This is a genomic window from Jeongeupia chitinilytica (assembly GCF_014652315.1).
GTDB lineage: Bacteria > Pseudomonadota > Gammaproteobacteria > Burkholderiales > Chitinibacteraceae > Jeongeupia > Jeongeupia chitinilytica.
In genome coordinates this window covers 1-26,014 of record NZ_BMYO01000008.1, presented here as the reverse complement: position 1 = coordinate 26,014, position 26,014 = coordinate 1, and the positions used below count along the sequence as shown (strand labels likewise).

25 protein-coding genes are annotated in these 26,014 nt (G+C 62.9%); 8 read left to right on the top strand and 17 right to left on the bottom strand.

Annotation, left to right across the window (positions count from 1 at the left end; all coding sequences use genetic code 11):
* The first annotated feature begins 20 nt into the window (after nucleotides 1-20).
* On the top strand, nucleotides 21-1,421 hold the full coding sequence (locus tag IE097_RS14570; RefSeq protein ID WP_189461586.1) for a sigma-54 dependent transcriptional regulator: 1,401 nt from the start codon (nucleotides 21-23) through the stop codon (nucleotides 1,419-1,421).
* A 13-nt stretch (nucleotides 1,422-1,434) separates the two neighbouring features.
* On the opposite strand, the gene IE097_RS14565 is transcribed toward IE097_RS14570, so the two are convergent.
* Genes IE097_RS14565 through IE097_RS14555 form a run of 3 tightly spaced genes read right to left on the bottom strand, consistent with a single transcriptional unit; the run spans nucleotide 1,435 to nucleotide 3,777 of the window.
* Nucleotides 1,435-2,127 (bottom strand): hypothetical protein, encoded by a 693-nt coding sequence (locus tag IE097_RS14565; RefSeq protein WP_189461585.1) that lies wholly within the window; start codon nucleotides 2,125-2,127, stop codon nucleotides 1,435-1,437.
* Nucleotides 2,128-2,154: 27 nt separating this feature from the next.
* Nucleotides 2,155-2,835 (bottom strand): C39 family peptidase, encoded by a 681-nt coding sequence (locus IE097_RS14560; RefSeq protein WP_189461584.1) that lies wholly within the window; start codon nucleotides 2,833-2,835, stop codon nucleotides 2,155-2,157.
* A gap of 54 nt (nucleotides 2,836-2,889) precedes the next feature.
* Complete coding sequence (locus IE097_RS14555; protein ID WP_189461583.1) at nucleotides 2,890-3,777, bottom strand: FapB/FapC family functional amyloid domain-containing protein; 888 nt, start codon at nucleotides 3,775-3,777, stop codon at nucleotides 2,890-2,892.
* A 580-nt stretch (nucleotides 3,778-4,357) separates the two neighbouring features.
* Between IE097_RS14555 and IE097_RS14550 the strand changes: the two genes are divergently transcribed.
* A complete protein-coding gene (locus IE097_RS14550) occupies nucleotides 4,358-5,107 on the top strand; it encodes a pentapeptide repeat-containing protein (RefSeq protein ID WP_189461582.1) in 750 nt (249 codons plus the stop codon).
* Nucleotides 5,108-5,196: 89 nt separating this feature from the next.
* Here IE097_RS14550 and IE097_RS14545 read toward each other — a convergent pair whose 3' ends face one another.
* From IE097_RS14545 to asd, 4 genes are all read right to left on the bottom strand, one after another.
* A complete protein-coding gene (locus IE097_RS14545) occupies nucleotides 5,197-6,081 on the bottom strand; it encodes a FapB/FapC family functional amyloid domain-containing protein (protein WP_189461581.1) in 885 nt (294 codons plus the stop codon).
* A 69-nt stretch (nucleotides 6,082-6,150) separates the two neighbouring features.
* Nucleotides 6,151-6,771, bottom strand: coding sequence for a FapB/FapC family functional amyloid domain-containing protein (locus tag IE097_RS14540; RefSeq protein ID WP_189461580.1), 621 nt, complete (start codon nucleotides 6,769-6,771; stop codon nucleotides 6,151-6,153).
* 27 nt (nucleotides 6,772-6,798) lie between these two features.
* Nucleotides 6,799-7,251, bottom strand: a complete 453-nt coding sequence (locus IE097_RS14535; RefSeq protein ID WP_189461579.1) for a FapA family amyloid fibril periplasmic chaperone — start codon at nucleotides 7,249-7,251, stop codon at nucleotides 6,799-6,801.
* A 330-nt stretch (nucleotides 7,252-7,581) separates the two neighbouring features.
* Nucleotides 7,582-8,430, bottom strand: coding sequence for an archaetidylserine decarboxylase (gene asd, locus IE097_RS14530; RefSeq protein WP_189461578.1), 849 nt, complete (start codon nucleotides 8,428-8,430; stop codon nucleotides 7,582-7,584).
* A gap of 162 nt (nucleotides 8,431-8,592) precedes the next feature.
* Between asd and pssA the strand changes: the two genes are divergently transcribed.
* Both pssA and IE097_RS14520 read left to right on the top strand, forming a co-directional pair.
* Entirely contained in the window at nucleotides 8,593-9,357 is a 765-nt protein-coding gene (gene pssA / locus IE097_RS14525) for a CDP-diacylglycerol--serine O-phosphatidyltransferase (protein WP_229797605.1), read from the top strand.
* A gap of 131 nt (nucleotides 9,358-9,488) precedes the next feature.
* Complete coding sequence (locus IE097_RS14520; protein WP_189461576.1) at nucleotides 9,489-11,288, top strand: 2-isopropylmalate synthase; 1,800 nt, start codon at nucleotides 9,489-9,491, stop codon at nucleotides 11,286-11,288.
* Nucleotides 11,289-11,521: 233 nt separating this feature from the next.
* Here the strand turns inward: IE097_RS14520 and ppk2 are convergent, their stop codons facing one another.
* The 3 genes from ppk2 to wrbA form a co-directional block, all read right to left on the bottom strand.
* Nucleotides 11,522-12,337 (bottom strand): polyphosphate kinase 2, encoded by an 816-nt coding sequence (gene ppk2 / locus IE097_RS14515; RefSeq protein ID WP_189461575.1) that lies wholly within the window; start codon nucleotides 12,335-12,337, stop codon nucleotides 11,522-11,524.
* Between the two features lie 146 nt (nucleotides 12,338-12,483).
* The gene (locus IE097_RS14510; protein ID WP_189461574.1) at nucleotides 12,484-12,861 is read right to left on the bottom strand and encodes a DUF2069 domain-containing protein; all 378 of its coding nucleotides are present in this window, start codon (nucleotides 12,859-12,861) and stop codon (nucleotides 12,484-12,486) included.
* Nucleotides 12,858-13,457, bottom strand: a complete 600-nt coding sequence (gene wrbA, locus IE097_RS14505; protein ID WP_189461573.1) for an NAD(P)H:quinone oxidoreductase — start codon at nucleotides 13,455-13,457, stop codon at nucleotides 12,858-12,860. The genes IE097_RS14510 and wrbA overlap by 4 nt, the downstream gene beginning before the upstream one ends.
* Nucleotides 13,458-13,516: 59 nt before the next feature.
* Here wrbA and IE097_RS14500 point away from each other — a divergent pair, with 59 nt between their 5' ends.
* Nucleotides 13,517-14,713 (top strand): YihY family inner membrane protein, encoded by a 1,197-nt coding sequence (locus tag IE097_RS14500; RefSeq protein WP_189461572.1) that lies wholly within the window; start codon nucleotides 13,517-13,519, stop codon nucleotides 14,711-14,713.
* A gap of 48 nt (nucleotides 14,714-14,761) precedes the next feature.
* Here IE097_RS14500 and aroB read toward each other — a convergent pair whose 3' ends face one another.
* From aroB to IE097_RS14465, 7 genes are read right to left on the bottom strand one after another with little or no spacing between them, the layout of a single operon-like run.
* The gene (gene aroB / locus IE097_RS14495; RefSeq protein WP_189461571.1) at nucleotides 14,762-15,844 is read right to left on the bottom strand and encodes a 3-dehydroquinate synthase; all 1,083 of its coding nucleotides are present in this window, start codon (nucleotides 15,842-15,844) and stop codon (nucleotides 14,762-14,764) included.
* Nucleotides 15,837-16,373, bottom strand: coding sequence for a shikimate kinase (locus IE097_RS14490; protein WP_189461570.1), 537 nt, complete (start codon nucleotides 16,371-16,373; stop codon nucleotides 15,837-15,839). Before IE097_RS14490 ends, aroB begins: the two co-directional genes overlap by 8 nt.
* 49 nt (nucleotides 16,374-16,422) lie before the next feature.
* Nucleotides 16,423-18,489, bottom strand: a complete 2,067-nt coding sequence (locus IE097_RS14485) for a type IV pilus secretin PilQ (RefSeq protein ID WP_189461569.1) — start codon at nucleotides 18,487-18,489, stop codon at nucleotides 16,423-16,425.
* Nucleotides 18,486-19,010: a pilus assembly protein PilP gene (locus tag IE097_RS14480; protein WP_189461568.1), complete on the bottom strand. Its 525-nt coding sequence runs from the start codon at nucleotides 19,008-19,010 to the stop codon at nucleotides 18,486-18,488. The genes IE097_RS14485 and IE097_RS14480 overlap by 4 nt, the downstream gene beginning before the upstream one ends.
* Before the next feature lie 14 nt (nucleotides 19,011-19,024).
* A complete protein-coding gene (locus IE097_RS14475; RefSeq protein WP_189461567.1) occupies nucleotides 19,025-19,657 on the bottom strand; it encodes a type IV pilus inner membrane component PilO in 633 nt (210 codons plus the stop codon).
* 10 nt (nucleotides 19,658-19,667) lie between these two features.
* Complete coding sequence (locus IE097_RS14470) at nucleotides 19,668-20,258, bottom strand: PilN domain-containing protein (RefSeq protein ID WP_189461566.1); 591 nt, start codon at nucleotides 20,256-20,258, stop codon at nucleotides 19,668-19,670.
* Entirely contained in the window at nucleotides 20,255-21,331 is a 1,077-nt protein-coding gene (locus IE097_RS14465; protein WP_229797604.1) for a pilus assembly protein PilM, read from the bottom strand. The genes IE097_RS14470 and IE097_RS14465 overlap by 4 nt, the downstream gene beginning before the upstream one ends.
* 168 nt (nucleotides 21,332-21,499) lie before the next feature.
* Here IE097_RS14465 and IE097_RS14460 point away from each other — a divergent pair, with 168 nt between their 5' ends.
* From IE097_RS14460 to IE097_RS14450, 3 genes are read left to right on the top strand one after another with little or no spacing between them, the layout of a single operon-like run.
* Nucleotides 21,500-23,812, top strand: coding sequence for a penicillin-binding protein 1A (locus IE097_RS14460; RefSeq protein WP_189461565.1), 2,313 nt, complete (start codon nucleotides 21,500-21,502; stop codon nucleotides 23,810-23,812).
* A gap of 10 nt (nucleotides 23,813-23,822) precedes the next feature.
* Nucleotides 23,823-24,428 (top strand): nucleotidyltransferase family protein, encoded by a 606-nt coding sequence (locus IE097_RS14455; RefSeq protein WP_189461564.1) that lies wholly within the window; start codon nucleotides 23,823-23,825, stop codon nucleotides 24,426-24,428.
* A 3-nt stretch (nucleotides 24,429-24,431) separates the two neighbouring features.
* On the top strand, nucleotides 24,432-25,865 hold the full coding sequence (locus IE097_RS14450; RefSeq protein ID WP_189461563.1) for an NAD(P)H-hydrate dehydratase: 1,434 nt from the start codon (nucleotides 24,432-24,434) through the stop codon (nucleotides 25,863-25,865).
* Nucleotides 25,866-26,014: the final 149 nt, after the last annotated feature.

The following is a 26,014-nucleotide window of genomic DNA, read 5'->3' as shown; positions in this document are numbered from 1 at the left end:
CAGCGCAGCGGAGAAGCAAGATGAGCATTGCAGACAAGTTCCTGTTCCAGGTGGGCGGCAGCATCAAGGAGCCCTGGCATTCGGTGCTGAGTGCGTCCGGCTGGCAGGTCATGCATATCCCCGACGCCCAGCGCCTGGCCAGCGTCCGTCATGTCGGCAACGCCACGGCCGGGTTGATCTACGCCGACGAACACTTGCTGAACAAGCTGGCCAAACTGGCGCCGCAATTTGCCAAACACGATCTGGCCTGGATCCTGCTGGTCGAACAGCGTCTGCTCGGCAGCCCGGCGGTCGCCCGCTTCATCGACGAGTTCTGCTACGACTATCACAGCCTGCCGGTGAATCCCGGCGTGCTGATCGTCACGCTCGGGCGCGCCCACGGCATGGTGACGCTGCACCGCAGCCAACAGGCCAACGAGGACGAAGTCCAGAGCGAAATCATCGGTGAGCATCCGAGCATCCAGCGCATCCGGCGCGACATCCGCAAGATTGCTCCGACCGATGTCAACGTGCTGATCAGTGGCGAATCGGGCACCGGCAAGGAGCTGATCGCCCGGGCGCTGCACCAGCAGTCGCCGCGTACCGATGCGCCGTTTGTGGCGGTCAATTGCGGCAGCCTGCCGGCCAACCTCGTCCAGTCGGAACTGTTCGGCCACGAGCGCGGCGCGTTCACCGGCGCATCGGAAAAGCGCATCGGCCGGATCGAAGCCGCCAACAAGGGGACGCTCTTTCTCGACGAAATCGGCGACATGACCTTCGACACCCAGGTCAATCTGCTGCGTTTCCTGCAGGAAGGCATCATCGATCGTGTGGGTGGCAACACGCCGATAGCGGTCAATGCCCGGGTGATCTCGGCAACGCATGTCGATCTGCCGAAGGCGATCGCGCTCGGCCGTTTCCGCGAAGACCTGTTCTACCGGCTCAATGTCTGTCGCCTGCATCTGCCGCCGCTGCGCGAACGGCACAGCGATATCCTGCCGATCGCCCACTACCTGCTGGACTTCCACGCCGGCCGGCTGGGCGTGACCCGCAAGCGGCTCTCGACCGAGACCGGCCGCGCCATGGTCAATTATTCATGGCCCGGCAACGTACGCGAGCTGACCAACCGGATTTGCCAGGGCCTCGTCATGGCCAGCGGCCGCAACATCAAGCCGCAGGACATGGGCCTGAATCCGAGCGCGCCGTCGGAGGGCCGAACGCTGGAAAAGGTACGCAAGGAGGCGGAACGCGACGCGGTGCGCATGGCGCTGGCGCTGCACAACGGCAGCAACGTCAAGGCTGCGCAGGAGCTCGGGGTGTCCCGGGCGACATTCTACCGGTTGATGCAGCGCCATCTCGGCGTTCCCGTGCCGGCAGACGGCGCGGAAGTCCTCGGCGCAGCCGCCGAGGGCGAAAGCGGCGCGGAAAACGCGGACCAGTAGGCCCGCGCCGATTTCAGCGCAGCCCCTGGGTCAGCGACGGAATCCAGTTGTCGCCATTGCCGCGGCCGATGGCTCCCGGCTTCAATCCGACTATGATCTGCATCGCATTGCTCACCGACATGCCGCTGCCCTTGATTTGCGATGCCTGGGACAGCTTGCCGCCCCCGATCGACTGCGAAGCAACACCGGCCAGCCCGCCACTCACCGACAATGTCAGCGCTTCACCGGTGTCCGAAACCAGCGTCGGTACGATCTGCCAGCCTTCGGCCGCCGACGGGGCAATCTTGACGTCGCCTTCCGCCAGATGGATCTGCGCCAGGTTGCTTGCCACATTGCCGCTACCGGCAACCTGGTTCACCTGCGACACCCCTTTCACGTCGACCGGTGACGCATTGGTCGCCCCCACACTCGCGGCATTGCCCGCCGTATTGTTCAGCTGGTAGCGCGTCACCGTCGCCTGCCGGTCAGGGCCGACATCCAGTGCAATTGCCCCGCCAACCCGCGAACCGTCCGGCCGGGTCCAGACCGAGGCCAGCTGCACTCCGAAATGCAGGACCTCGCCGGCGTTGATGTAGCGCCCACGCAGTTCGGCCAGGCTCTGGTCATCCAGCGCCGAAAAGGCCAGCGGGCTGGCGGAAGTGGGCGCGGCAAACAGCGGCGCCATTGCCGAAGCAGCCACGAGTCCCAACCAGTAACGCTTGTCCATAGTGCCCTCGCTTTCCGATCGCGATGATCAGAAGAAGTCGCTGTGCATGAATCCGTATTCGATCAGGTCCGCAGTCGGTACCGGCTGCGCGGCATTGACGCCGGCCCGGGCCGACAAGCGCGGCGTGATCCGCACCAGCGGGTTGTCCACCCGGTAACCGTGTCCGACCACGGCCAGCAACACGCCGCTCCATTGCGGCACGAATTCGTCCATGCTGATTTCGCGGTTGCCCACTGACGGGTCGGCAACGTAGACCGTGGTCGCCGTCGCCTTGCGTATCACCACAAAATGCTTGTAGCCGTTGGTATCCAGCAGCGTGATCGCCGGAATCTTCAACGCCTGCAGCGCTTCCGGCTGCAGTTTGTACCCCTTGCTGCGAAACCCCAGCGCTTCGACATAACGCTTCATGTCCAGCATCGAGAAGCCCAGCTTGCGTACGGTTTCTTCGTTGGTTTCGCTGATCATGCCCTTCAGTACCACCTCTTCCGGCGCATCCAGCCCGTAGGCGTAGCGCAGGATCGTTGCCAGCGTCGCTGCGCCGCAACTGAAATCGGTTTTCTGCTCGACCACGTTGTTGAAGCGGATTTCCCGCAGGCTCTTGGCCCGCAGCTGCGGCCGCACGTCACCGGTGAACCCAGGGATCGGCATGTCGGCAGCGCCAGCCAGCGTTGCGGACATCAGCAGCAATGCAATCAGCGGTGTTTTCATGATGAGCAGAATGCGGAGGAGTTGCCTCCTCCGCATTCCATCCTCCTTGAGCGCTTATTGGTAAGCCGATGCGATCGAGAGGGTGTTGACTTGCTGGTTGCCGATACCGGCTGCCGAGTTCACCCCGATGTTGCCTGCCACGGCGATGACGGAAGCGTTGATGCCGGACAGGTTGTCGAGGAACACGCCTTGCAGCGTGTCGTTGTGGTCGCTCAGTTGCAGGCCACCGGTGTTGGCGACAGCCAGTGCACCGTGGTTGACCGATGCGATCGCGGTGTAGTTGCCTTGCTGGTTGCCCACACCGGCAGCCGAGTTGACGCCACCGTTACCGGCAAAGCCGATCACGCTGCCGTTGACACCCGATGCGGTGCTCGGCAGGACCGGGACGAGGCTGAACACCAGGGTATCGTTCAGCTCGCTGTTTTGCTCGTAGGTAACGTCAGCCGAAGCCACACCGACGGCAGGCACGCCAAGGTTGATCGGCGGCAGCGGCGGCAGTTGAATGGTAATGCCGCCGACGGTGGCACCGCTGTTGGTGGTGGCGATGGCCAGCGAGTTGGACTGCTGGTTGCCGTTGCCGGCGGCATCGTTCAGGCCCATGTTGCCGAGCACGCCGATACCGGACAGGTTCACGCCGGACGCCGAGGTACCGACGATGAGGCTGTTGTTGTCGATGCTCTTTTGCACCGGGTCAACCTTGGCGTCGGCAGCCGTCGTACCCGCAACCAGTGCGCCGCCCGCCACACCGACGCCGACGGCGTGCACGCTGACCGAGGTATCGCTGTTGACCGAGGTATTGACCATGAAGTCGGCCGTGCCGGTGACATCGGCGATCAGCGACAGTTTCAGTGCGGCATCCAGATCCAGATCGGCTTCGGCCATGGCCACGCCCGACATGGTTGCAAGGGCCAGCGCGACAGCGGTGAGTTTCAGGGTTTTCATTTCGCTTCTCCTCAGAACAAGTAAATTTGCTTGATTGCACTGCTCGGGTCCGCAAGCGGACAGGGTTACGTCAAGAAAACGGATGGGCACGATTTGCTGTACTGCATGGCTGTTGGCCACCTGATCGCTTCTACGTCGAACCTCAACATCCGACGCCCCAATCGTGAAATCCGCGGAAGCCCGAACCGGAAACGCCTTAACAACATGTGCCTTGGTAACGGCAGTGGGGGGGCGCTACGGTCGGTACTGGGTTTTCACTTGTCGCTATCCATGCAGGCGCCGTGCCAGACAAACTAAAGTTATGATTAATATGGATTTTTTCTTTACGCCCTTACGGCGATTTCCTGTTTTGAATCAGATCTGAGACGCTTATGAGGGCTGAGAAAGCGATCTGCCAGGTCCGCCCCCGAAACCCCTGACGGTTTCGGGACAAAACAGCGAGAACCCAACATTCATGCGCCTTCGACGGGAACGGGGTCGCCCCGGAACCGCCAAAACTGTCTCAACGATGAAATGGCGGGCGTGTGCCCACAGGCCGAAGGCAAAGAAGGAGTGCTGGAGACGCGCAAGCGGATGCGGCGTGGCGTGGCGTGGCGTGGCGTGGCGTGGCGTGGCGTGGCGTGGCGTGGCGTGGCGTGGCGTGGCGTGGCGTGGCGTGGCGTGGCGTGGCGTGGCGTGGCGTGGCGTGGCGTGGCGTGGCGTGGCGTGGCGTGGCGTGGCGTGGCGTGGCGTGGCGTGGCGTGGCGTGGCGTGGCGTGGCGTGGCGTGGCGTGGCGTGGCGTGGCGTGGCGTGGCGTGGCGTGGCGTGGCGTGGCGTGGCGTGGCGTGGCGTGGCGTGGCGTGGCGTGGCGTGGCGTGGCGTGGCGTGGCGTGGCGTGGCGTGGCGTGGCGTGGCGTGGCGTGGCGTGGCGTGGCGTGGCGTGGCGTGGCGTGGCGTGGCGTGGCGTGGCGTGGCGTGGCGTGGCGTGGCGTGGCGTGGCGTGGCGTGGCGTGGCGTGGCGTGGCGTGGCGTGGCGTGGCGTGGCGTGGCGTGGCGTGGCGTGGCGTGGCGTGGCGTGGCGTGGCGTGGCGTGGCGTGGCGTGGCGTGGCGTGGCGTGGCGTGGCGTGGCGTGGCGTGGCGTGGCGTGGCGTGGCGTGGCGTGGCGTGGCGTGGCGTGGCGTGGCGTGGCGTGGCGTGGCGTGGCGTGGCGTGGCGTGGCGTGGCGTGGCGTGGCGTGCAGCAGTATGTTCCGGCACGGTGCCACCCACCAATCGTGTCCGCCCGGTGTTTCCGGGATTTCGACGGGCGAACCGCATGCCATGACGACCGCCAGCCAGGACCGATGCTGACGGTCAGCAGGCCTGACGACGGAAATCAAAACGAACAGACGTGACAAAGCGGAAGACCGAAGCCCTCCGCTTTGCCGGGAACGCGAGACTTACTGATAAGCCGACGCGATCGAGAGGGTGTTGACTTGCTGGTTGCCGATACCGGCAGCCGAGTTCACCCCGATATTGCCGGCCACGGCGATAACGGATGCGTTGATGCCGGACAGGTTGTCGAGGAATGCGCCTTGCAGCGTGTCGTTGTGGTCGCTCAGCTGCAGGCCGCCGGTATTGGCGACAGCCAGCGCACCATGGTTGACCGACGCGATGGCGGTGTAGTTGCCCTGCTGGTTGCCCACACCGGCCGACGAGTTCACGCCGCCGTTACCGGCGAAGCCGATCACGCTGCCGGTCACGCCGGCCGCCGTCGTCGGCAGCACGGTGAAGCCGAACACGTAGGCATCATTCAGCTCGCTGTTCTGCTCGTAGTTCACGTCAGCCGTTGCCACGCCGATGGCAGGCACACCAAGGTTGATCGGTGGCAGCGGCGGCAGTTGAATGGTAATGCCGCCAACGGTAGCACCGCTGTTGGTGGTGGCAATCGCCAGCGAGTTGGCCTGCTGGTTGCCGTTGCCGGCGGTGGCGTTCAGCCCCATGTTGCCGAGCACGCCGAGACCGGACAGGTTGACGCCGGCGGCCGAGGTACCGACGACCAGGCTGTTGTTGTCGATGCTCTTCTGTACCGAGTTGACCTTGGCATCTGCCGCGGTGGTACCGAGCACCGCGGCGCCGCCCAGCACGCCGACACCGACGGCATGGACACTGACCGAGGTGTCACTGTTGTTGAAGGTGTTGACCATCAGATCGGCAGTGCCGGTGACGTCCCCGATGAGCGACAGCGCGAAAGCGGCGTCGAAATCCAGATCGGCTTCGGCAAAGGCCATGCTCGACATGCCTGCAAAAGCCAGTGCGACTGCGGTGAGTTTCAGGGTTTTCATTTTGCTGCTCCTCAATACTTGATAAAAGTACTTCCCGGATACAACCCGATGACCTGTTTGCAGGCCTTTTTATAAACCGGGCGGATGCGAGAACTGCACCGCAAGCGCGTTGCTTGTCACGTTGCCGTTCCCTGCCACCTGGTTGATCTGCACCACCCCCGAGGCGCCCAGAAAAGCGCCGGAGTCGATTCCGACCTGCTGTACCGACGTCGCCTCGCCCAGCACCTGCTGCAGGGGATTGGCTGCGTTGCCCGCCAGCAGACTGTCGTCGGCGTGCGAAACCTCGAACGAGGTGGCCACGCCGGTCTTTGCCCCCATGGCCACACCGAGCAGGTTGGCACTGACGTTGCCCCGGCCGGCCTGCTGGTTGACACCGAGCACGCCGTTGAATCCCGCAAAGGCCGCACCGCCGATGTGCGCCGTCTGAACGCTGCCGATCGCGGGCTTTTCTACCGTCCCCTGCACCGCCCCGCCCTTGACCACCGCGACGGCCGTGCCGTCGGGATTGACCGCAATCGCCCGCAGGTTGGCTGCCTGGTTGTACTCCCCGGCACTCACGTTCACCGACAGCACGCCCTGTGCACCGATGCCGCTATCGCTGATCAAGGCGGTATCCACTGCGTGGGCCGCTGCCGACACCCCCAGTGCGGTGCAGGCAAGCAGCAACGGAATACTCGGCATCCGGTTCATCGCGGTTCTCCTTGTGCTGCCCACGCATCAGCGGGCCAGAATCGGCGACATGGCGTTCACCACCGTGTTGCCGATCCCGCCCACGAAGCCGCCACTGCCGGTAGAACGCCCGGCTCCGCTCGGCGCGGCGCCGGCGGCGTTGCCAAGTGCGACAGCGCTCTGTCCTGCGGCCATCGCGGTGGCGCCGCCGGCCTGCGTTGGCATCTGGCCGGCACGCATGTCGCCCAGCAGCGCGTCGTCGCTACTGCCCATGCCGACGATGGATTGCGTCTGGGCCGTGACCGTGGCCGCCGGCGACACCTGCACTTCGATCACTTTCGGTGATTTGGGACTGTCAGCACGAAAAGCCGTGCGCGGTGCCACATGGCGTTGAACCAGAATGGTGCCGTCTTCCGCCATGACCGGCTGGACGCTGCCGCCAGCCAGTGCCAGCACCAGAGCGGAACGGCGCAACAAGGTCCCGAGAGGAGGAAGAAACATGATCGACTCCGGCACATTCGCATGCCGGATGGAATGCAGGCTGTGTGCCAGATCGATCTATCCATATGATTTTCAAGGGAAATGCAAAATCACGCAGGAGACCGGAAACCTGAAATGCATCAGCGATGAGACAGATTTCCCGGTGTTGCTTCCGGAATGGCGGCGTCGCCGGTCCGCCACCGTCCGTGGGCGGATACGCATGCGGAAAAACGAACAGGAATGCGGGTCAGCGGGTTCCACCGAAGCGGCGGAACCGTCAAAAGCGTCTCAGAACTGAGCGCAGGACGGGCAAGGCACCGGTCCTGATGGCGGACCGGTGCGGTGATGCAGTCAGTCGCGGTAGTCGGCCATCGCCTCGCCGAGCCGCACCGGTGCGGCCGGTGACCAGCCGTCGGCAAATTGCAGGCCCGGCTGCGGGAACAGCAGGACGACGGTCGAGCCGAGCAGGAAGCGGCCCATTTCCTCGCCACGCCTGAGCGAGATCTGCTGGTCGTGATAGTCCCAGCGACGTACCGCCTTGTCGCGCGGCGGGTTGACGAGGCCGTGCCAGACGGTGGCCATGCTGCCGACGATGGTCGCGCCGACCAGCACCAGGACGAAGCGACCGTGTTCGCCCTCGAACTCGCACACCACCCGTTCGTTGCGGGCAAACAGCCCCGGCACGTGGCGCGCGGTGGCCGGATTGACCGAGAACAGCTCGCCCGGCACGTAGACCATCTGCAGCAGACGGCCATCGCACGGCATGTGGATGCGGTGGTAGTCCTTCGGGCTCAGGTAGATCGTCGCGAAGCTGCCGTTGTCGAAACGGCTGGCCAGCGCCGTGTCACCGCCGACGAGTGCGGTGGTCGAATAGCCGTGGCCTTTGGCCTGGAAGATCTGGTCCTGCGCGATCGGGCCAAACTGGGAGATGGCGCCGTCGACCGGACACACCAGCGGCGACGCCGCCAGCGGCCGGACACCCGGCTTGAGCGCACGGGTAAAGAAGTCGTTGAAGCTGGCGTAACGGGCGATGTCCGGTTCGGCGGCTTCGTGCATGTTCACGCCGTACTTGGCGACGAAACGGCGGATGATCCACGTCGTCACCTTGCCGCGCGCCGGTGTAGCAACCCAGCCGGCGAACACGGTCAGCGCCAGTTTGGGCAAGGCGTACTGCAGCAGGACTTTCAGGCGTTCGGGCACGCAGCGCTCCGGATTTCGTCAAACCGGCAATTGTAGCGCAAGAGTCGCGGCACCCGCAGTGCCGCACGGCAGCAGCGCGCTCCCCGGACCGGGGCGTACCGTATTAAACTCTGCGTCATGCCATATCCGCGGCGGACCACGCCGCGACAACCAGAGGACACAATGACCCCGAATACCAAAAGTCCGATGAACCTGCGCCGCCAGAGCATTTACCTGCTGCCCAACCTGTTCACGCTGGGCGCCCTGTTCGCCGGTTTCTACGCCATCGTCCAGGCGATGAACAACCGCTTCGAACACGCTGCGGTGGCCATCTTCGTCGCGATGATCCTCGACGGTCTCGACGGCCGCGTCGCCCGGCTGACGCATACCCAGTCGGAATTCGGCGCCCAGCTCGACAGCCTCTCGGACATGGTCAGTTTCGGCGTCGCACCGGCGCTGGTCGCGTACGAGTGGATGCTCAAGGACTACGGCAAGACCGGCTGGATCATCGCCTTCGTCTACTGCGCCTGCGCGGCGCTGCGGCTGGCGCGCTTCAACGTCAACATCGGCGTGGTCGACAAGCGCTGGTTCCAGGGCCTTGCCAGTCCGGCCGCCGCCGGCATCGTTGCCGGGCTGGTGTGGAACGTGCACGAATTCTCCGAGGAAATCGAACCGCTGACCCACCTGCTGCCCTTCGTCGCGATGGCGTTCACGCTGCTCGCCGGCCTGTCGATGGTCGTCAACGTGCGGTTCTGGAGCTTCAAGGAGTTCAACGTCCGCAAGACCGTGCCCTTCTACGCGATGCTGATCATGGTCCTGGTGCTGATCGTGCTCGCCGCCAAGCCGGCGCTGGCGCTGTTCCTGTTTTTCGTCGGCTACGGCGTCTCCGGCTACCTGTACTGGCTGTGGCAGTTGCTGCGCCGGAACAAGCTGCACCCGCCACAGTAATCGGACACAACGTCCGACAACAACACCAAAAGCGCCCTGAGGGGCGCTTTTTCTTTGTCTGATCGTCGAAAAATCTTTGACACAACGTCCAAACAGTCGTAACTTGGCAGCTCAACCCTGAGGAGAACAGCGTGCAATTGGACATCGACCGTCTGATCGCCGAATTCGGCGGCCCTGGTCCGCTGGCAGAAGCGCTCAATATCGCCTTCCCGGACGAGCCGGTATCGCGTGCGGCGATCTACAAATGGCGCGAACGCGGCACGCTGCCGCTCTCCCAGCTCAACAAGCTCGCGCAGCTCGCTGCCAGCCGCGGGCACCAATTCAACATCCAGTCTTATCTTGCCGGCACCCAGCCGGCGTCGATCACTTGGGGAGAACCGGCCATGGGCGAGCGTTTGTACATTTTCGACACGACCTTGCGCGATGGCGAACAGTCGCCGGGCGCATCGATGACCCGTGAAGAAAAGATCCGCGTGGCCCGGCAGCTGGAAAAACTCGGCGTCGACATCATCGAAGCCGGCTTTGCCGCCGCCAGCCCCGGCGACGCCGAATCGATTCGCGCCATTGCCGAAGTCGTCCGGGAGTCGACCGTCTGTTCACTGGCGCGCGCGAACGAACGCGACGTGCGCGCCGCCGGTGAGGCCATCCGCCCTGCCGCGAAGGGCCGCATCCATACCTTCATCGCGACCAGCCCGATCCACATGGAGAAGAAGCTGCGCATGAGCCCGGACGAGGTCGTTGCAGCGGCAGTCAAGGCGGTGAAGATCGCCGGTGAATACACCGCCGACATCGAGTTCTCGGCCGAAGACGCCCTGCGCAGCGACATCGACTTCCTTGCACGCATTTTTGGCGAAGTCATCAAGGCCGGCGCCAGGACCATCAACGTCCCCGACACCGTCGGTTACGCCGTTCCGCAACTGACCGAACGCTTCTTCCGCGAGCTGATTGCCAAGACACCGGGCGGCGACAGCGTGATCTGGTCGGCCCACTGCCACGACGACCTCGGCATGGCCGTCGCCAACTCGCTCGCCGCGGTCATGGGCGGCGCGCGTCAGGTCGAATGCACGATCAACGGGCTCGGCGAGCGTGCCGGCAATGCCAGCCTCGAGGAAATCGTCATGGCGGTGAAAACCCGCCACGACATCTTCGGCGTAGAGACCCGCGTCGATGCGACGCAGATCGTCCCGACGTCCAAGCTCGTTTCGACCGTGACCGGCTATCCGGTACAGCCGAACAAGGCCATCGTCGGCGCCAATGCGTTCTCGCACGAGTCGGGCATCCACCAGGACGGCGTGCTCAAGCACCGCGAAACCTACGAAATCATGAGCGCTGAATCGGTCGGCTGGGCCACCAACCGGCTGACGCTGGGCAAGCTCTCGGGCCGCAATGCCTTCAAGACCAAGCTGGGTGAACTCGGCATCGTGCTCGACAGCGAAGAAGCGCTCAACGCTGCATTCGCCCGTTTCAAGGAGCTGGCCGACAAGAAGCGCGAGATTTTCGACGAAGACCTGCACGCGCTGGTGTCGGACGAGCTGATCGCCATCGAGCAGGAAACCTACCGCCTGACCTCGCTGAAGGTGGTCTCGGAAACCGGCGAAACCCCGGTGGCCAATCTGGTGATGACCGAAGCCGGCCAGGAGCGTCGTGCCGACGCCGAAGGCGACGGTCCGGTCGACGCCGTGTTCAAGGCCATCGAGTCGCTGGTGGTCACCGGTGCCGAGCTGCAACTGTATTCGGTCAACGCGATCACCCAGGGCACCGACAGCCAGGGCGAAGTGACGGTACGCCTGAGCCGCGACGGTCGCGTCGTCAACGGCCAGGGCGCCGACACCGACATTCTGGTCGCCAGCGCCAAGGCCTACATCTCGGCAGCCAACAAGCTCATGAACAAGAACGTGCGCGTCAATCCGCAGATTGGCGAAACGGTATGAATCGCACCGCAACGCGCCGGGCGTGGCGCACTGCGGTTCCGGTAACGCAATTCAGGCAGTAAACCACCGAGACGGGCGTTCCACGAGAACGTGAACCGTGTGGTGCAACCCACGCACCACGAGCCAGCGCACTCTTTCGCGAACCGCGGACGGGGCGGACGAGGGACCGGCGGCAGCAGTAAAAAACCCGATCGACGCAGGCCACGTCGACCGGGTTTTGTTTTGTCCGCCGCTCAGAACGGTTCGGCGACGAAGCGGAACGGATAGTTGCTGCTGTCGCGCGTTTTGACCTTGCGCTTGGGCAGCTTCACCTCGTCGCGCGGCAGCGTCTCGTACGGCACATGATCGAGAATGTGGCGGATCACGTTGAGCCGCACCCGCTTCTTGTCCTCGGAGCGCGCGACAAACCACGGCGCCCACGAGGTATCGGTAGCGGCAAACATGTCGTCGCGCGCCTGCGTGTAGTCATCCCAGCGGTCGTAGGACTTCACGTCCATCGGCGACAGTTTCCAGATCTTGCGCGGATCGTCGATGCGGTCGCGCAGTCGCCGCTCCTGCTCCTCCGGGCTGACTTCGAGCCAGTACTTGAGCAGGATGATGCCGGATTCGACGATCGCGCGTTCGGCCAGCGGCGTCGACTCGAGGAACTTCTCGACCTGCTCGGTACTGCAGAAGCCCATCACGCGTTCGACACCGGCGCGGTTGTACCAGCTGCGGTCAAAGATGACGATTTCGCCGGCCGCCGGCAGATGCTGCATGTAGCGCTGGAAATACATCTGGCTTTTCTCGCGCTCGGTCGGCGCCGGCAGTGCCACGACACGGAAGATGCGCGGACTGACGCGCTCGGTGAGCGCCTTGATGGTCCCGCCCTTGCCGGCACCGTCCCGGCCCTCGAAGACGATGCAAACCTTGAGTCCCTTGGCGACAACCCACTGCTGCAGCTTCACCAGCTCGCCGTGCAGATGCTTGAGTTCCTTGGTGTAGGCCTTGTTGCCGAGTGCGTCGACGGGCGCAGCGGGACTGCGGACTTCCTTGTTCTTTTTGCTCATGGCGGCTCCTCCGGGTGGATGCGGTGTACGCAGTACGCACATGTATCGCACAAGGCCGACGGGCTTGTCGATAAAAACACGGAAGCCGAAAGCAAAATACCCAATGCAACGTAAGCATTCGGCCGAAGCCGGCTCTGGCGACGGGCCTAGCCTGCGGGCCGATTCAGCGACGGACGACTCCAGTAGGAGTAACACACCACGGCGGCAAACACCCAGACCGACAGCACGATTTCCACGCCGGCGAGCACCTGCGACAGCCCCGAATCCGACCAAGCGCGCATGACGCCTTCGACGAACCACGGCAGGATGAACATGCTGCACCATTGATAGGTATAGCGCCGGCCCTTGAGCAGCCCCGGCAGCGGTGCCAGCAGCAGCACGGCCTTGAACGCCAGCAACGATCCGCCGGCGCGCAGCGGCGCCAGCCACAGCTCCCAGGCCAGGCACAGCGCAATCAGCGCGGCCAGTCCCGTGATCGCCGCCCATTCGGCACGGCGGCGCCAGCGTGCAAGATCAAGGTTCATTGCGCACCCGCCAGCTTCAGGGCCACTTCGGCAAGGCGTTTGCCCTGCGCGATGGCCAGCAGTTTTTCCGCCTCCGAGATCGGAGCGCGGCTCTCCGGTCCGGCAACATGGCTGGCACCGTACGGCGTGCCGCCCGACGTTGTCGTCGAAAGGACGGGTTCGCTGTACGGCAGGCCGACGATGAGCATGCCGTGATGCAGCAATGGCAGCATCATCGACAGCAGCGTCGACTCGTTGCCGCCGTGCATCGAGCCGGTGCTGGTGAACACGCTCGCCGGCTTGCCGGCCAGCGTGCCACCGAGCCAGTCGCTGATCGTACCGTCGAGGAAGTACTTGAGCGGTGCCGCCATGTTGCCGAAGCGCGTCGGGCTGCCGAGCGCGAGCCCGATGCATTCGTCCAGGTCCCTGAGTTCGACGTACGGCGCACCGCTGTCCGGAATCGCCGCCTCGACCGCTTCGCAGACCGCCGAAACCCGCGGCACCGTACGCAGGCGCGCCTGCACGCCGGGCACGGATTCGATGCCGCGCGCGATCAGCTGCGCCAGCTGGCGCGTCGCGCCATGGGTCGAGTAATAGAGGACGAGAACGTCGCGCATGGCGGCTCCGGATTGAGGGGTGCGGTATTATAAAACGATTGAAACCCCGACTCCGACCGATGCGCCGACCTTTTCCGCGCCTGAACGAACTGACCGACTGGCGACGGCTTTCGGGCTTTGCCCGCTTCGTGGCCCAGCGCCTTGTCGCCGACCGGTGCATGCAGACCGCCGGCAGCCTCGCGTATACGACGATGCTGGCGATCGTGCCGCTGTTCACCATCGCGCTGACGCTGTTCTCGGCCTTCCCGATGTTCAGCGCCTACAGCGGCCGCTTCCGCGCCTTCATCCTGTCGAATCTGGTCCCCGACACCGGCGGCCGTGTCGTCGGCACCTATATGCGCCAGTTTTCCGACAATGCCGAGAAGCTGACCGCACTGGGCATGGTCGCGCTGGCCATCACCGCGTTGCTGCTGGTGTTCACGATCGAGAAGACGCTGAACCAGATCTGGGGCGTGCAAAAGCCGCGCCGGCTGCTGTCGCGCACGCTGATCTACTGGGCCGCGCTGACGCTGGGGCCGCTGGTGCTCGGCATCAGCCTGTCGCTGACTTCGTGGATTTCGCACGGGCTGGGCGCGACCTCGCTGTTTGCCGTTGCCCCGGTCGCACTGACCTTCGTCTCGCTGGCACTGCTCTACATGGCGGTGCCGAACTGCTACGTGCCGCACGCGCATGCGCTGACGGCGGCAGCGGTCACGACGGTGCTGCTCGAGTTGATGAAGAAACTGTTCGGCCTCTACATCCAGCAGTTCGGCGCGTACAAGCTGTTGTACGGCGCCTTCGCGGCCTTTCCGATCTTCCTGCTCTGGCTCTACCTGTGCTGGGTGATCGTGCTCGGCGGCGCCGTCCTGTCGGCCTCGCTGTCGTACTGGCACGGCGACGGCTGGCGCTGGGGCCGGCACCACGGTACGCGCTTCGAGCAGGCGGTGCGCATCCTGCTGACGCTCGCGCAGGCGCACGGCAACGGCGAGGTGCTGCACATCGATACCTTGCGCCGGCGCGTCGGGCTCGGCCTCGACGCCACACAGGCCTTGCTGGAAAGGATGTCGCTGCGCAACTGGGTCGAAGCGACCCGCGAGGGTGAATGGCTGATTGCGGTCGCCATCGAGCGGATCACCCTGCTCGACATCTACGAACAGGTGGTCACGCCGCTGACCGCCGAGGTCGAGGCCGGACTGGAGCCGACGGTCACCGCATTGCGCCAGCCGCTGACGGCAACGCTCGCCGACTACATTGCCTCGCTGGACGGGCAGAAATGACAAACCCGCCGAATCGGGCGGGTTTGTACACGAAAGAACGCGGCTTTCTCAAGCCGCGCAACCGGCTTTCAACGCGGCCCGGATCGTTTCGGTCTGCAGCTCGCCGATGTAGGACTGACCGAGCTTTTCCAGCAGGATGAACTTGATCCTGCCGGCGTCGACCTTCTTGTCCTGCGCCATCAGATCGAGATAGCGCTCCGCACCGAGCGCGGGCGACTCCACCGGCAACCCCGCCTTGGCGATCAGTGCCTTGATCCGTGCCAGTTCGGCATCATTGATCTGGCCGAGTTCGCGCGATGCCAGCGCCGCCAGCACCATGCCGGCCGCCACGGCCTCGCCGTGCAGCCAGGCGCCGTAGCCGAGCCCGGCTTCGATCGCATGCCCGAAGGTGTGACCGAGATTGAGCAGCGCACGCTGGCCGTTTTCCCGCTCGTCGGCAGCGACGATGCGCGCCTTGTTCTGGCAGCAGCGTTCGACCACGTAGCCAAGGGCATCGACATCGCGCGACATGACCGCGTCGATATGGGCCTCAAGCCACTCGAAGAACGCCAGGTCGTCGATCAGCCCGTACTTGATCACCTCGGCCATGCCGGCCGAGAACTCGCGTGCCGGCAGCGTATCGAGCGTCGCCAGATCGGCGAGTACCAGACGCGGCTGGTAAAACGCACCGATCATGTTCTTGCCGAGCGGGTGGTTGATCGCTGTCTTGCCGCCGACCGACGAATCGACCTGCGCCAGCAGCGTCGTCGGGATCTGGATGAAGGGCACACCGCGCTGGTACACCGCTGCAGCGAAGCCGGTCATGTCACCGATCACGCCACCACCAAGTGCGATCAGCGTCGTCTTGCGCTCGCAACGCGCCGACAGCAGGCCGTCGAAAATGAGGTTCAGCGTTTCCCAGGTCTTGAAGCGCTCGCCGTCGGGCAGCACGATCGTATGAACCTGGACACCAGCTGCCTCAAACAGGACCTGCAACGGCTGCAAGTAGAGCGGCGCCACCGTTTCGTTGCTGACAATCGCGACGCGCTGTTGCGGAAGCTGTTCGACAATGGCGGCCACGTTGTCCAGCAACGCGCGGCCGATGCGAATGTCGTAGGGGGCGTGATCGAGTTCGACGCGGACGTTACGCATTGAGTTTTTTTTCCAGTTCGCGCAGCAGTCGCTGCGTCAGCGATTGGACGGTCTGGCTGCTGGTGTCGATGACGAGGTCGGCGAGTTCGCGGTAGATCGGATCGCGGACTTCGAACAGTTCCTGCAACTTCTGGCGCGGATTCTCGGTCTGCAGCAGTGGCCGGTTTTTGTCGTGCGAGGTTCGCGCGAACAGATCGTCGACGCTGGCACGCAAATAGATGACGAAACCGTTGCGGCGCAGGCAGTCACGATTGTCCGGGTTGAGCACGGCGCCACCACCGGTGGCAAGCACGATGCCCTGCAAGGCACTCAGTTCGGCAATCATCGCCGCTTCGCGCTTGCGGAAGCCTTCCTCGCCTTCGAGCTCGAAGATCATCGGGATACGCGCGCCGCTGCGTGCAGTGATCTCGTGATCGGAGTCGTAAAACGTCTTGTCGGTCGCACGCGCCAAGGTGCGACCCACCGTCGTCTTGCCGGCGCCCATCAGGCCGACCAGAAAAAAATTGCCTGGCAGTTTCATGCCAGGCATTGTACCGAAACGCCCGCCGCAAGCCCATGGCTGCGGCGGGAGATGCGCCTTAGCGCAACGTCAGATTCGAATCGACGATCTTCGGCGTGATGAAGATCAGCAGTTCGCGCCTCTGGTCCTTGGTTTCGGTATTGCGGAACAAGTAACCAAATCCTGGAATGTCGCCCAGCAACGGAATTTTGGTCACATCTTTGGAGGTATCCTGGACGTAGATCCCGCCAATCACCACCGTGCCACCGTTCTCGACCAGTACTTTCGTCTGAACCTGCTTGGTATCGATGGCAGGGCCGGCAATCGTATCCTGACCGCGGCTGTCCTTGTTGACCTTGACGTCCATGATCACGTTGCCGTCCGGTGTGATCTGTGGTGTCACTCTCAGCGACAGCGTTGCTTTCTTGAACGAAACCGACGTCGCGCCGTTCGGTGCGGTTTCGGTGTACGGAATCTCCTGACCATCCTCGATCACCGCCTCGACCTGATCGGCGGTCACAAGACGCGGGCTCGAGACGATCTTGCCCTTGCCATCAGCTTCAAGCGCAGAAAGCTCCAATCCAAGCAGCCCATCCTTGCCGGCAATCAGCATTGCGATCGAACCAGCGCTCATGCCATTGATTGCCCTTGCCGGTAGATTGACCGGAGATACGTCGCCAGCAATCGCAGGAATCGGATATTCCTTGCCGTCCGAACCCGTCACCTTCTTGGTCGTCAGCGCTCCACCTCCGGTCACGTCTCCTTTCACGCCCAAAGCACTCCACTTGACCCCGAGGTTGCGGCTGAATCCGTCTGTCGCCTCGACGATTCGCGCCTCGATCATGACTTGACGCACGGCGATGTCGATCTTACCGATCAGCTCACGGATCTGGTCGAGCTTGGACGGAATGTCCTGGATGATCAGCGTGTTGGTCCGCGGGTCGATCACCGCACTGCCGCGCGGCGAAAGAATCTTTTGCTTGTCGTCCTTGAGGATCTTCTCGAACGCGTCGGCCTTGTGGTACTTGAGGCTGAAATACTCGGTCCGGGTCGGTTCAAGTTCGGCGATCTGCTTCTTCGACTCGAGCTCCTGCTTTTCCTTTGCGGCCAGTTCGTCACGCGGCGCAATCCACAGCACGTTGCCGCTACGACGCTGATCCAGCCCCTTGGCCTGCAGGATGATGTCGAGTGCCTGGTCCCACGGTACGTCCTTCAGACGCAGTGTCAGGTTGCCGTTGACCGTGTCGCTGGTGATGATGTTGAGGCCGGTGAACTCGGCAATTACCTGCAGCACGGTCCGGATTTCGACACTCTGGAAGTTCAGCGACAGCTTCTCGCCCTTGTAGTTGGGCTTGAGGTTGGCCAGCTTGTTGCTGTTGCTGGTGTCACGGACTTCAACGATGAAGCGGTTTTCGGTCTGGTAGGCCGAGTACTCCCACACGCCCTTGGGCTGGATGACCATCTTGGTCTGGTTGCCCTGGGTATAGGTATCGACCTTCTGCACCGGCGTACCGAAATCGGCCACGTCCATGCTGCGCTCAAGGTTCTTCGGCAGCGCCGCCTTGTTGAACTCGACGACCAGCGTCTGCCCCTGCTGACGGATGTCGATGCCCACGTTCGGGCTGGACAGGTCGACGATGATCTTGCCTTCGCCGGTATTGCCGCGCCGGAAATCGACGTTCTGGATGCTGTCCGCACCACTGCCTGCCTTGGTCGGCGCGAACTGCGTCGCCTTCTGTTTCGCGACCGCACCGCCCTGCGCACCGTCGACGGTCACCAGCAGCGTATTGCCGTTGGCTTCGGTCTGGTACGACGCCGGTTTCTGCAGGTTCAGGACCATACGGGTCCGGCCGTTGCCTTCGGCCAGATTGATCAGCCGCAATGCGCTGCCGTTGACCTGGATGGAGCTCTTTTCGAACTGGTTGCCGGTGTTGGCGAAGTCGAGCGCGATCCGCGGTGGCGTGTTGACCGAAAAGCTGGTCGGCGTCGGCGCCGGCCCGCTGAACGTCAGCTTGATCACCTGCTTTTCGGCCGACAGGTTGCTCACCTCGACATTGGTGATGTTGTTGTCGGCCGCAAACGCGACCGTTGCCACCAGCGCGCAGCACAGCGCCCACAGTCGCTGCAGCATCATGGTTCTCTTCATTTTTTCTGCTCCGCGTCATCCAGGGTCAGCGCGGTTTCCCGTTCGACCCAATCTCCCCCGCTATCCTCGACAATTTCCTTGAGCTTGACCTCCGCCTCGGAAATCCCCGTCACCATCCCGAAATTCTGTCCCATGTAGCTGCCGGGTTTGACTCGGTACAGATTACCGTCGGGCGCACGAATCAGCGCCTGAATCACCTTGCCCTGTTGCAGCGTGCCCACCATGCGCAGCTTTTCCAGGTCGTAGTTCTCCAGCACTTCACGTGGCCGGTTCATGTTCGGCGCCAGGCCGGAATTGTTCGAGCGCTTGGCCACCTCCATCTTGGACGGACGGAATGGGTCGACCAGCGAGAAGCCGTCGTAGGTGAACGGCGTATACGGCTTGACCTCGGGCAGGGGTTCGACCTTGCCGCGCAAGCCGTCCGACTGCTCCTTCATCCACGCCTTCAGATCGCTGTTCTCTTCCCCGAAGCAGCCGGTCAGGCCCAAGGCCGCCAGCATCAGCACGATCGTTCTTTTCATGTGTGCCCCTGAGCCTAGCGTTTCTTCTTCTTCGCGTCGGCTTCCGCCTGGCGAATCGCCTGCAACTCGGCGTCATCGAGCGAGCGATAAGTCTTGGCGACGGCCTGCATCACCAGCGTGTCGCTGTCCTTGCCGTTGCTCAGCTGGATGTTGCCGAGCGTGACGATGCGCGAGAGCTGTGCAACGTCACTGACGAAGGCGGCGAGATCGTGGAAGCTGCCGACAATGCGGATGTCGATCGGCAATTCGGCCAGCTCGGCCGTCTTGACCTCGGTTCCCGGCTTGAACAGTTCGAACTGCAGTCCGCGCCCGACCCCGGCCTGGTTGACTTCGGTCAGAAGCGTTTCCATTTCGGACTTGTTCGGCAACTGCTTGAGCAAGGCGCCGAACGACTGCTGGATTTCCAGCAGCTGCTGCCGGTAGGCCTCAAGGTTGACCGCTTTCTTCTTCTTGTCGAGGAATTCGGTCTTCAGTTGCTCTTCCTTGGCCCGGCCGTCGTCGAGCGTCTGCATCTGGTCGCTCCAGACGTAGAGGTAGCCGACGCCGATCACCACGGCGAACACGATGGCCAGCAGACCGAACTGGGCCGCGGCCGGCCAGTCACCGATGTTCTTCGGATCGAGATTGCGTATTTCGTCGAGCGTCATCCCTGCCCCCTCATGCTCGCGGTGCAGCGGCCGGCCGCGATGCGGCCGGTTCGTCGCCGCCGCTGCGGGTGATCTTGATATTCAGCGTGAACTCCGACAGGCGCTGGTTGCCGACCTGCGCCGACTTCACCTCGATCAGCAACGGCTGCTCGAAGGTTTCGGAGTCGTTCAGATTGCGCATCAGCGTCGATACCCGGGCGTTCGACTGCGCGTAACCGAGCAGCACCAGCGTATCGCCATTCTGCTTCACGTCTTTCAGGTAGATGCCTTCGGGCGTCTGTCGTACCAGCTGATCCATCACATGGACGGTCTCGGCACGATTCGACTGCAGCCGCTCGACGACCTTCTTGCGGTCAAGCAAGGCCTGGCGTTCCGACTTGAGTTTCTCGATTTCGGCGATCTCGCGGTCGAGCTTGGCATTCTCTTCGGTGATGAAGCGGTTGCGCTCTTCCTGCGTATCGATACGGGCATTGAAGAACGCATAGCCGGCGACGACAACGCCGATGGCCGCGAGGAAGCTCGCGCCCAGCATGCCGACGTAGCGGCGCTGGCGCGCGGTGCGTTTCTGCTCGCGGTGGGGAAGCAGGTTAATCCGGATCATGACGGGTCAAACCTCCGCATCGCCAGGCCGCAGGCGATCAACAACGAGGGCGCATCGAGCTGGATCTGCTTGCCGCGGATCTTGCCGGTCGCCATACCGAAAAAGGGATTCGCCCGCATGGTGCTGGGCACCTGGGCACGGCTGGACACCGCCTCGTCGAGACCGTGAATGGCACTGCAACCGCCGGCGAGCAGGATGTGGTCGACCGAGTTGTAATTGCTCGACGTGTAGAAAAACTGCAGCGAGCGGGAAATTTCCAGCGCCAGCGTATCGATGAAGGGCTGCAATACTTCCGGCTCGTAGTTGTCCGGAAGGCCACCGGTCTTCTTGGCCTGCTCGGCCTCGTCCGACGACATGCCGAACTTGCGCTGGATTTCCTGCGTCAGCTGGTTGCCGGCATAAGCCTGGTCCCGGCTGTAGATCGACTGGCCATCCTTGAAGATGTTCATGTGCATCGCCGTTGCACCGATGTCGACGACGGCGACAATCTGGTTCTCGCCGTGCCCCGGCAGTTGCGGGCGCATCAGTTCGAACGCGGCCTGCGTCGCATAGGACTCGACGTCGACCACCACGGCCTTGAGCGCAGCAGCTTCGATCACCGCGACACGCTCGTCGACCTTTTCCTTCTTGGCGGCAGCGATCAGCACTTCCTCTTCCTCGGGTACCGCAGCGGACGGGCCGAGTTGCTGGAAGTCGAGGTTCACCTCGTCCAGCGAGAACGGAATATACTGATTCGCCTCCATTTCGACCTGGGTTTCAAGCTCGCGCTCGGACAACCCGGCAGGGACGAGGATTTTTTTGCTGATCACGGCGGCGGCCGGCAAGGCAATCGCAACGTTCTTGATACGGGAATCCAGATGGCGCCAGGCACGGCGTACCGCTTCACCAACGACGTCCAGATTGGCGATGTTGCCGTCGCTGACGGCATCCTTCGGCAAGGGCTCGATGACGTAGCGTTCCAGGCTGAAGCTGCGGCCCGCCTGGCTCAGTTCGACCATCTTCACGGCCGACGAGCTGATGTCCACCCCGATCAGCGGCGGCGCCTTTGGCTTGAGAAAGTCGAGATTCAACACGTGTTTTCCCTTTTAAAATAGGAAATTAGCGTAATTTCATGTAATTCTAATTTTTGATGCTATCAGTCGATTCTTACGACTGTAAAGTTACCGTGAACGGCCGCTTTATTTTTGCAACAATCGGGCTTTAGCGTAAATTACCCAAGCCAAATACTTGATTAAACGACAATGACAAAACGAATTTTGCTGATCGTTGCCGGTGCGTTAATCGGCCTGATTCTGGTGACGGCCGGTCTTGTTTTCTTTGCCGTGGTGATCACGTATCCGCGCCTGCCCGCACTGAATGCCCTGACGGACTACCAGCCCAAAATCCCGCTGCGGGTTTATACCTCAGATCGCGTGCTGATTGGCGAATTTGGTGAAGAGCGACGCGCCTTCACCCCGATCGACCAGGTCCCGCAATTGATGAAACAGGCATTGCTCGCGGCCGAGGACGAACGCTTCTATCAACACGGTGGCATCGACTACATCGGCGTCGGCCGGGCCATGCTCGGCAACCTGATCTCCGGCCAGTCACGGTCAGGTGCCAGCACCATCACCATGCAGGTGGCCCGCAACTTCTATCTGTCCAACGAGAAAACTTTCACCCGAAAATTCAACGAAGCCTTACTTTCGTTCAAGATCGAGCACAATCTCTCCAAGGACCAAATCCTCGAGCTTTACATCAATCAGATTTATCTCGGACAGAGAGCTTACGGATTTGCTTCGGCAGCACAGACGTATTTCGGCAAGGACTTGAAGTCGCTGAGCATTGCGCAATACGCAATGCTTGCCGGCCTGCCCAAGGCTCCCTCGGCATACAACCCGGTCGTCAACCCGAAACGGGCGGCGCTGCGTCAGCAATATGTGTTGCGCAGAATGCACGAACTTCGCTTCATCACCGACCAGCAGTATCAGGAAGCGCTACAGGCACCACTCGAGCTCAAGCGCGGCAGCCTCCAGTACGCCGTGCATGCCGAGTATGTTGCCGAGATGGCCCGGCAGATGATGGTCGACCGCTACAAGGACGATGCCTATACCCAGGGCTTTTCGGTCTACACCACGCTGAACAGCCAGCAACAGACCGACGGATATCAGGCGCTGCGCGAAGGTCTGCTCGACTATGACGTCCGCCACGGTTACCGCGGCCCTGAAGGTTTCATCGACGAGTCGCTGCTGGCCAGCGGCAACGACGAGGCACTCGATGAGGCCCTGGCCGACACCCCCGACTACGACGAGTTGCGCGCAGCGGTTGTACTCGCCGCGTCACCGCAGTCGGTGTCGGTCTATCTGAAAGGTGGCGAGAAACTGCAGATCGGCGCCGATGGGCTGTCGTTCGCGCGCGCCGCGCTGTCAGCCAAGAACACACCGGCCAACCGGATTCGCCCCGGCGCGATCATTCGCGTCAAACAGGGACCGAAGGGCTGGCAGATCAGCCAGCTGCCACAGGTCGAGGGCGCATTCGTCGCCATGGATCCGCAGAACGGCGCGATCCGCTCGCTGGTGGGCGGTTTTGACTTCAACCGCAGCCACTTCAATCACGTCACTCAGGCAATGCGGCAGCCGGGCTCGAGCTTCAAGCCCTTCATCTACTCGTCGGCGCTCGAACGTGGCGTGACCCCGGCAACCCTGATCAACGATGCACCATTGGTCATCAATCCGGAACAGGTCGGCGGCCAGAAGTGGGAGCCTCAGAACGACGATGGCAAGTATCTGGGCATGATGACGGTGCGCAATGCGTTGACGCTGTCGCGCAACCTGGTCTCGATTCGCATTCTGCAATCCATCGGCGCCCAGTATGCACAGCAGTACCTGCCGCGCTTCGGCCTCAACCCCAAGGATCACCCGGCCTACCTGACCATGGCGCTCGGCGCCGGCAGCGTTACACCGCTGCAGATGGCCGAGGGCTACTCGGTCTTTGCCAACACCGGCTACCGGGTACATTCGTATTTCATCGACCGGATCGAGGACAGTCGTGGTCGCGTTCTGGCGCAGACGCAACCCGAGGTCGCCGGCCAGAATGCCAAGCGCACCATCGACGCCCGCAACGCCTTCGTCATGAGCAGCATGCTGCACGACGTCGTCCGCTACGGGACCGCGTCGCGGGCCAACAAGGCCCTCGGCCGGCCCGACCTCTCGGGCAAGACCGGTACGACCAACGACATGCGCGACGCCTGGTTTGCAGGCTATCAGCCGACGCTGGTCGCGATTACCTGGGTCGGCTTCGACCAGCCCAAATCGCTCGGGGCCGGCGAGTACGGCGGGCGACTGGCCTTGCCGATCTGGATCAACTTCATGAGCAAGGCACTGCGCAACGTTCCGGTGTACGATTACCCTGTACCCGAGGGCATCGTCACGCAGACCATCGACACCAGTCGTGGCCCGCAGACCGAGTACTTCTACAGCGAGTACACGCACACCAATCCGGAACTCGGACTCGGTGGCGGGGATGGCGGCGCTGCAGCGCAACCGATCGACGAGATCAAGGACCTGCTGTTCTAGGAGGCACACCATGCCGAGGAACGCCTTGTCCGAGCGACACATGGCGGCGCACCGGGCACAAATCGCCCACCGTGCCGCCAAGTTGATCGCCGAGGATCACCTGCACGATTTTGCGTTGGCCAAAAAGAAAGCCGCGCGCCAGCTTGGCTTGGACGACCAGGCCTTGCTGCCTTCCAATCAGGAAGTCGAAAGTGCCTTAGCGAGCTACCGCGCAATCTACCAGCCGCAGCACGCCGGGCATTTGCAGGCGCTGAGACTCGCGGCAGCCGAGGTGATGCGACAGCTTGAACCGTTCACCCCCTACCTCACCGGTTCGGTACTCTCCGGTGTGGCCGGGCCGCATTCGGACATCAACCTGATTGCCTATGTCGATGATCCGAAAAGCGTCGAACTGTACCTGCTCAACCGGGGCATCGAGTATCGCCCGGTCGAGACCAGCCTGCGTCACGACGACTACCCGACGCTGCAGTTCGACCATGACGGCATTGCGATCCGCCTGTCGGTGCGTCCCCGAAATGCCGAGCGTGCACAAGTCCGCGGAGAAGAACGTGCCCGCCTCGAACAGCTGCGTCGCCTGATCGACGATGCCAGACAGCTGGCGGCTTTCAACCTCTAGTCGATGACGCCGCTTTACCTGTCCGGGGCGCTGAGAAAGCTCGAAGCTGATCACACAGGCGACAACCCGTCCTTGATGGCACTCGCCGGCGCGGCGATCGCGGATTGGCTGCTCGAACGTTACCGCGGTTGCCGGTTCGGACTGCTGATTGGTCCCGGCAACAACGGGGGGGACGCACTGGTCAGCACCCGACACTTGCTGGACGCGGGCCAAGCAGTGCATTGCATCGTCCCGCGACAGCGGTCCTCGGGCTCGCCGCAGGATGCCGCGCTGTTGGCAACGCCTGGGTTGCAGGTCTCACGGACCGCCGAACTGGCGGATTGCGATGTCATTGTCGACGGACTGTTCGGCTTGGGCTTGCGGACGCTCGATCAGTCAATGATTGACTGGCTCCTCTCGGTCGATGCCTTGGGCAAGCCTGTCATCGCCATCGACGTACCCAGCGGACTCGATGCCGACCGCGGCATTCCGAAGCCCTATGCGCTTCGTGCAACACACACCCTGAGCATGCTCGGCCTCAAGCCCGGCTACTACACGGCAGAAGGTCGCGATTTCTGCGGAGAAATCCATGATTTCGCGCTCTTGCCCCACACAGCACCACGTCCAGCTGCAGATGCACAGCTGATCGATGGACGCCCCTCCTGCACACAGCTTGTCCGCAGGCACGCAAGTCACAAGGGTACGCACGGAACGCTGGCCATCTTTGGCGGCAGCACCGGCATGACCGGGGCAGCCTTGCTGGCCGGCCGAATGGCGGTCAGGGCGGGGGCCGGCAAGGTTCAACTCGGAGTACTGGATCAAACGCTGGGCGTCGACCCATTGCAGCCTGAGCTGATGATTCGGTCGGCCACCGAGTTGCAGGCTGATCCCGGTCTCGATCTGGCGGTCATCGGCCCCGGCCTGGGGCAAAGCGCTGCGGCAAGTTCACTGCTTGAACACCTTTTGAAAAGCACGCTGCCGCTGCTCCTCGATGCCGATGCGCTCAATCTGGTGGCTGCCAAGCCCGAAACGCGGCAGCTGCTCCGCGAGCGTACAGCCCCCTCACTCATCACCCCCCATCCCGCCGAAGCCGGCCGCTTACTGGGCCTGAGCACACAATCCATCCAGATCGACCGACTGGATGCCGCCAAGCGCCTGGGTGAACAGCTGAATACTTCAGTGCTGCTGAAAGGGTCGGGAACGATCTGCGCCGACGCGGCCGGACTCAGCATCAATGCCAGCGGCAACGGCGCGCTGGGTTCAGCCGGACAAGGCGATCTGCTCAGCGGGCTGATTGCCGCGCTGTGGGTTCAAGGCATGCCTGCGATCGACGCAGCCCGGCTCGGCGCCTTCGTCCACGGACAAGCTGCCGATGAATGGCGGGCAAGCAACCCCAACGGGCTTGGACTCTGTGCCAGCGAGCTGATCGATCCGATTCGTCACCTATTGAACCAGTAATTTCGTCCCAGTAATTTCGTTCAGCTCGGTTCATGACGACGGAAAGTCACATCCGATTACAACACGCAAAGCAAAAACCCCCTGCAGCATGGCTGCAGGGGGTTTGCATGGGGAGTCTGGCGATGACCTACTTTCACACGGGAACCCGC

Coding starts and splice junctions, on each gene's coding strand:
- IE097_RS14570 (WP_189461586.1), top strand. CDS start 21: ATGAGCATTGCAGACAAGTTCCTGTTCCAGGTGGGCGGCAGCATCAAG.
- IE097_RS14565 (WP_189461585.1), bottom strand. CDS start 2,127: ATGGACAAGCGTTACTGGTTGGGACTCGTGGCTGCTTCGGCAATGGCG.
- IE097_RS14560 (WP_189461584.1), bottom strand. CDS start 2,835: ATGAAAACACCGCTGATTGCATTGCTGCTGATGTCCGCAACGCTGGCT.
- IE097_RS14555 (WP_189461583.1), bottom strand. CDS start 3,777: ATGAAAACCCTGAAACTCACCGCTGTCGCGCTGGCCCTTGCAACCATG.
- IE097_RS14545 (WP_189461581.1), bottom strand. CDS start 6,081: ATGAAAACCCTGAAACTCACCGCAGTCGCACTGGCTTTTGCAGGCATG.
- IE097_RS14540 (WP_189461580.1), bottom strand. CDS start 6,771: ATGAACCGGATGCCGAGTATTCCGTTGCTGCTTGCCTGCACCGCACTG.
- IE097_RS14535 (WP_189461579.1), bottom strand. CDS start 7,251: ATGTTTCTTCCTCCTCTCGGGACCTTGTTGCGCCGTTCCGCTCTGGTG.
- pssA (WP_229797605.1), top strand. CDS start 8,593: ATGACCCCGAATACCAAAAGTCCGATGAACCTGCGCCGCCAGAGCATT.
- ppk2 (WP_189461575.1), bottom strand. CDS start 12,337: ATGAGCAAAAAGAACAAGGAAGTCCGCAGTCCCGCTGCGCCCGTCGAC.
- IE097_RS14510 (WP_189461574.1), bottom strand. CDS start 12,861: ATGAACCTTGATCTTGCACGCTGGCGCCGCCGTGCCGAATGGGCGGCG.
- wrbA (WP_189461573.1), bottom strand. CDS start 13,457: ATGCGCGACGTTCTCGTCCTCTATTACTCGACCCATGGCGCGACGCGC.
- IE097_RS14500 (WP_189461572.1), top strand. CDS start 13,517: ATGCGCCGACCTTTTCCGCGCCTGAACGAACTGACCGACTGGCGACGG.
- aroB (WP_189461571.1), bottom strand. CDS start 15,844: ATGCGTAACGTCCGCGTCGAACTCGATCACGCCCCCTACGACATTCGC.
- IE097_RS14490 (WP_189461570.1), bottom strand. CDS start 16,373: ATGCCTGGCATGAAACTGCCAGGCAATTTTTTTCTGGTCGGCCTGATG.
- IE097_RS14485 (WP_189461569.1), bottom strand. CDS start 18,489: ATGAAGAGAACCATGATGCTGCAGCGACTGTGGGCGCTGTGCTGCGCG.
- IE097_RS14480 (WP_189461568.1), bottom strand. CDS start 19,010: ATGAAAAGAACGATCGTGCTGATGCTGGCGGCCTTGGGCCTGACCGGC.
- IE097_RS14475 (WP_189461567.1), bottom strand. CDS start 19,657: ATGACGCTCGACGAAATACGCAATCTCGATCCGAAGAACATCGGTGAC.
- IE097_RS14470 (WP_189461566.1), bottom strand. CDS start 20,258: ATGATCCGGATTAACCTGCTTCCCCACCGCGAGCAGAAACGCACCGCG.
- IE097_RS14460 (WP_189461565.1), top strand. CDS start 21,500: ATGACAAAACGAATTTTGCTGATCGTTGCCGGTGCGTTAATCGGCCTG.
- IE097_RS14455 (WP_189461564.1), top strand. CDS start 23,823: ATGCCGAGGAACGCCTTGTCCGAGCGACACATGGCGGCGCACCGGGCA.
- IE097_RS14450 (WP_189461563.1), top strand. CDS start 24,432: ATGACGCCGCTTTACCTGTCCGGGGCGCTGAGAAAGCTCGAAGCTGAT.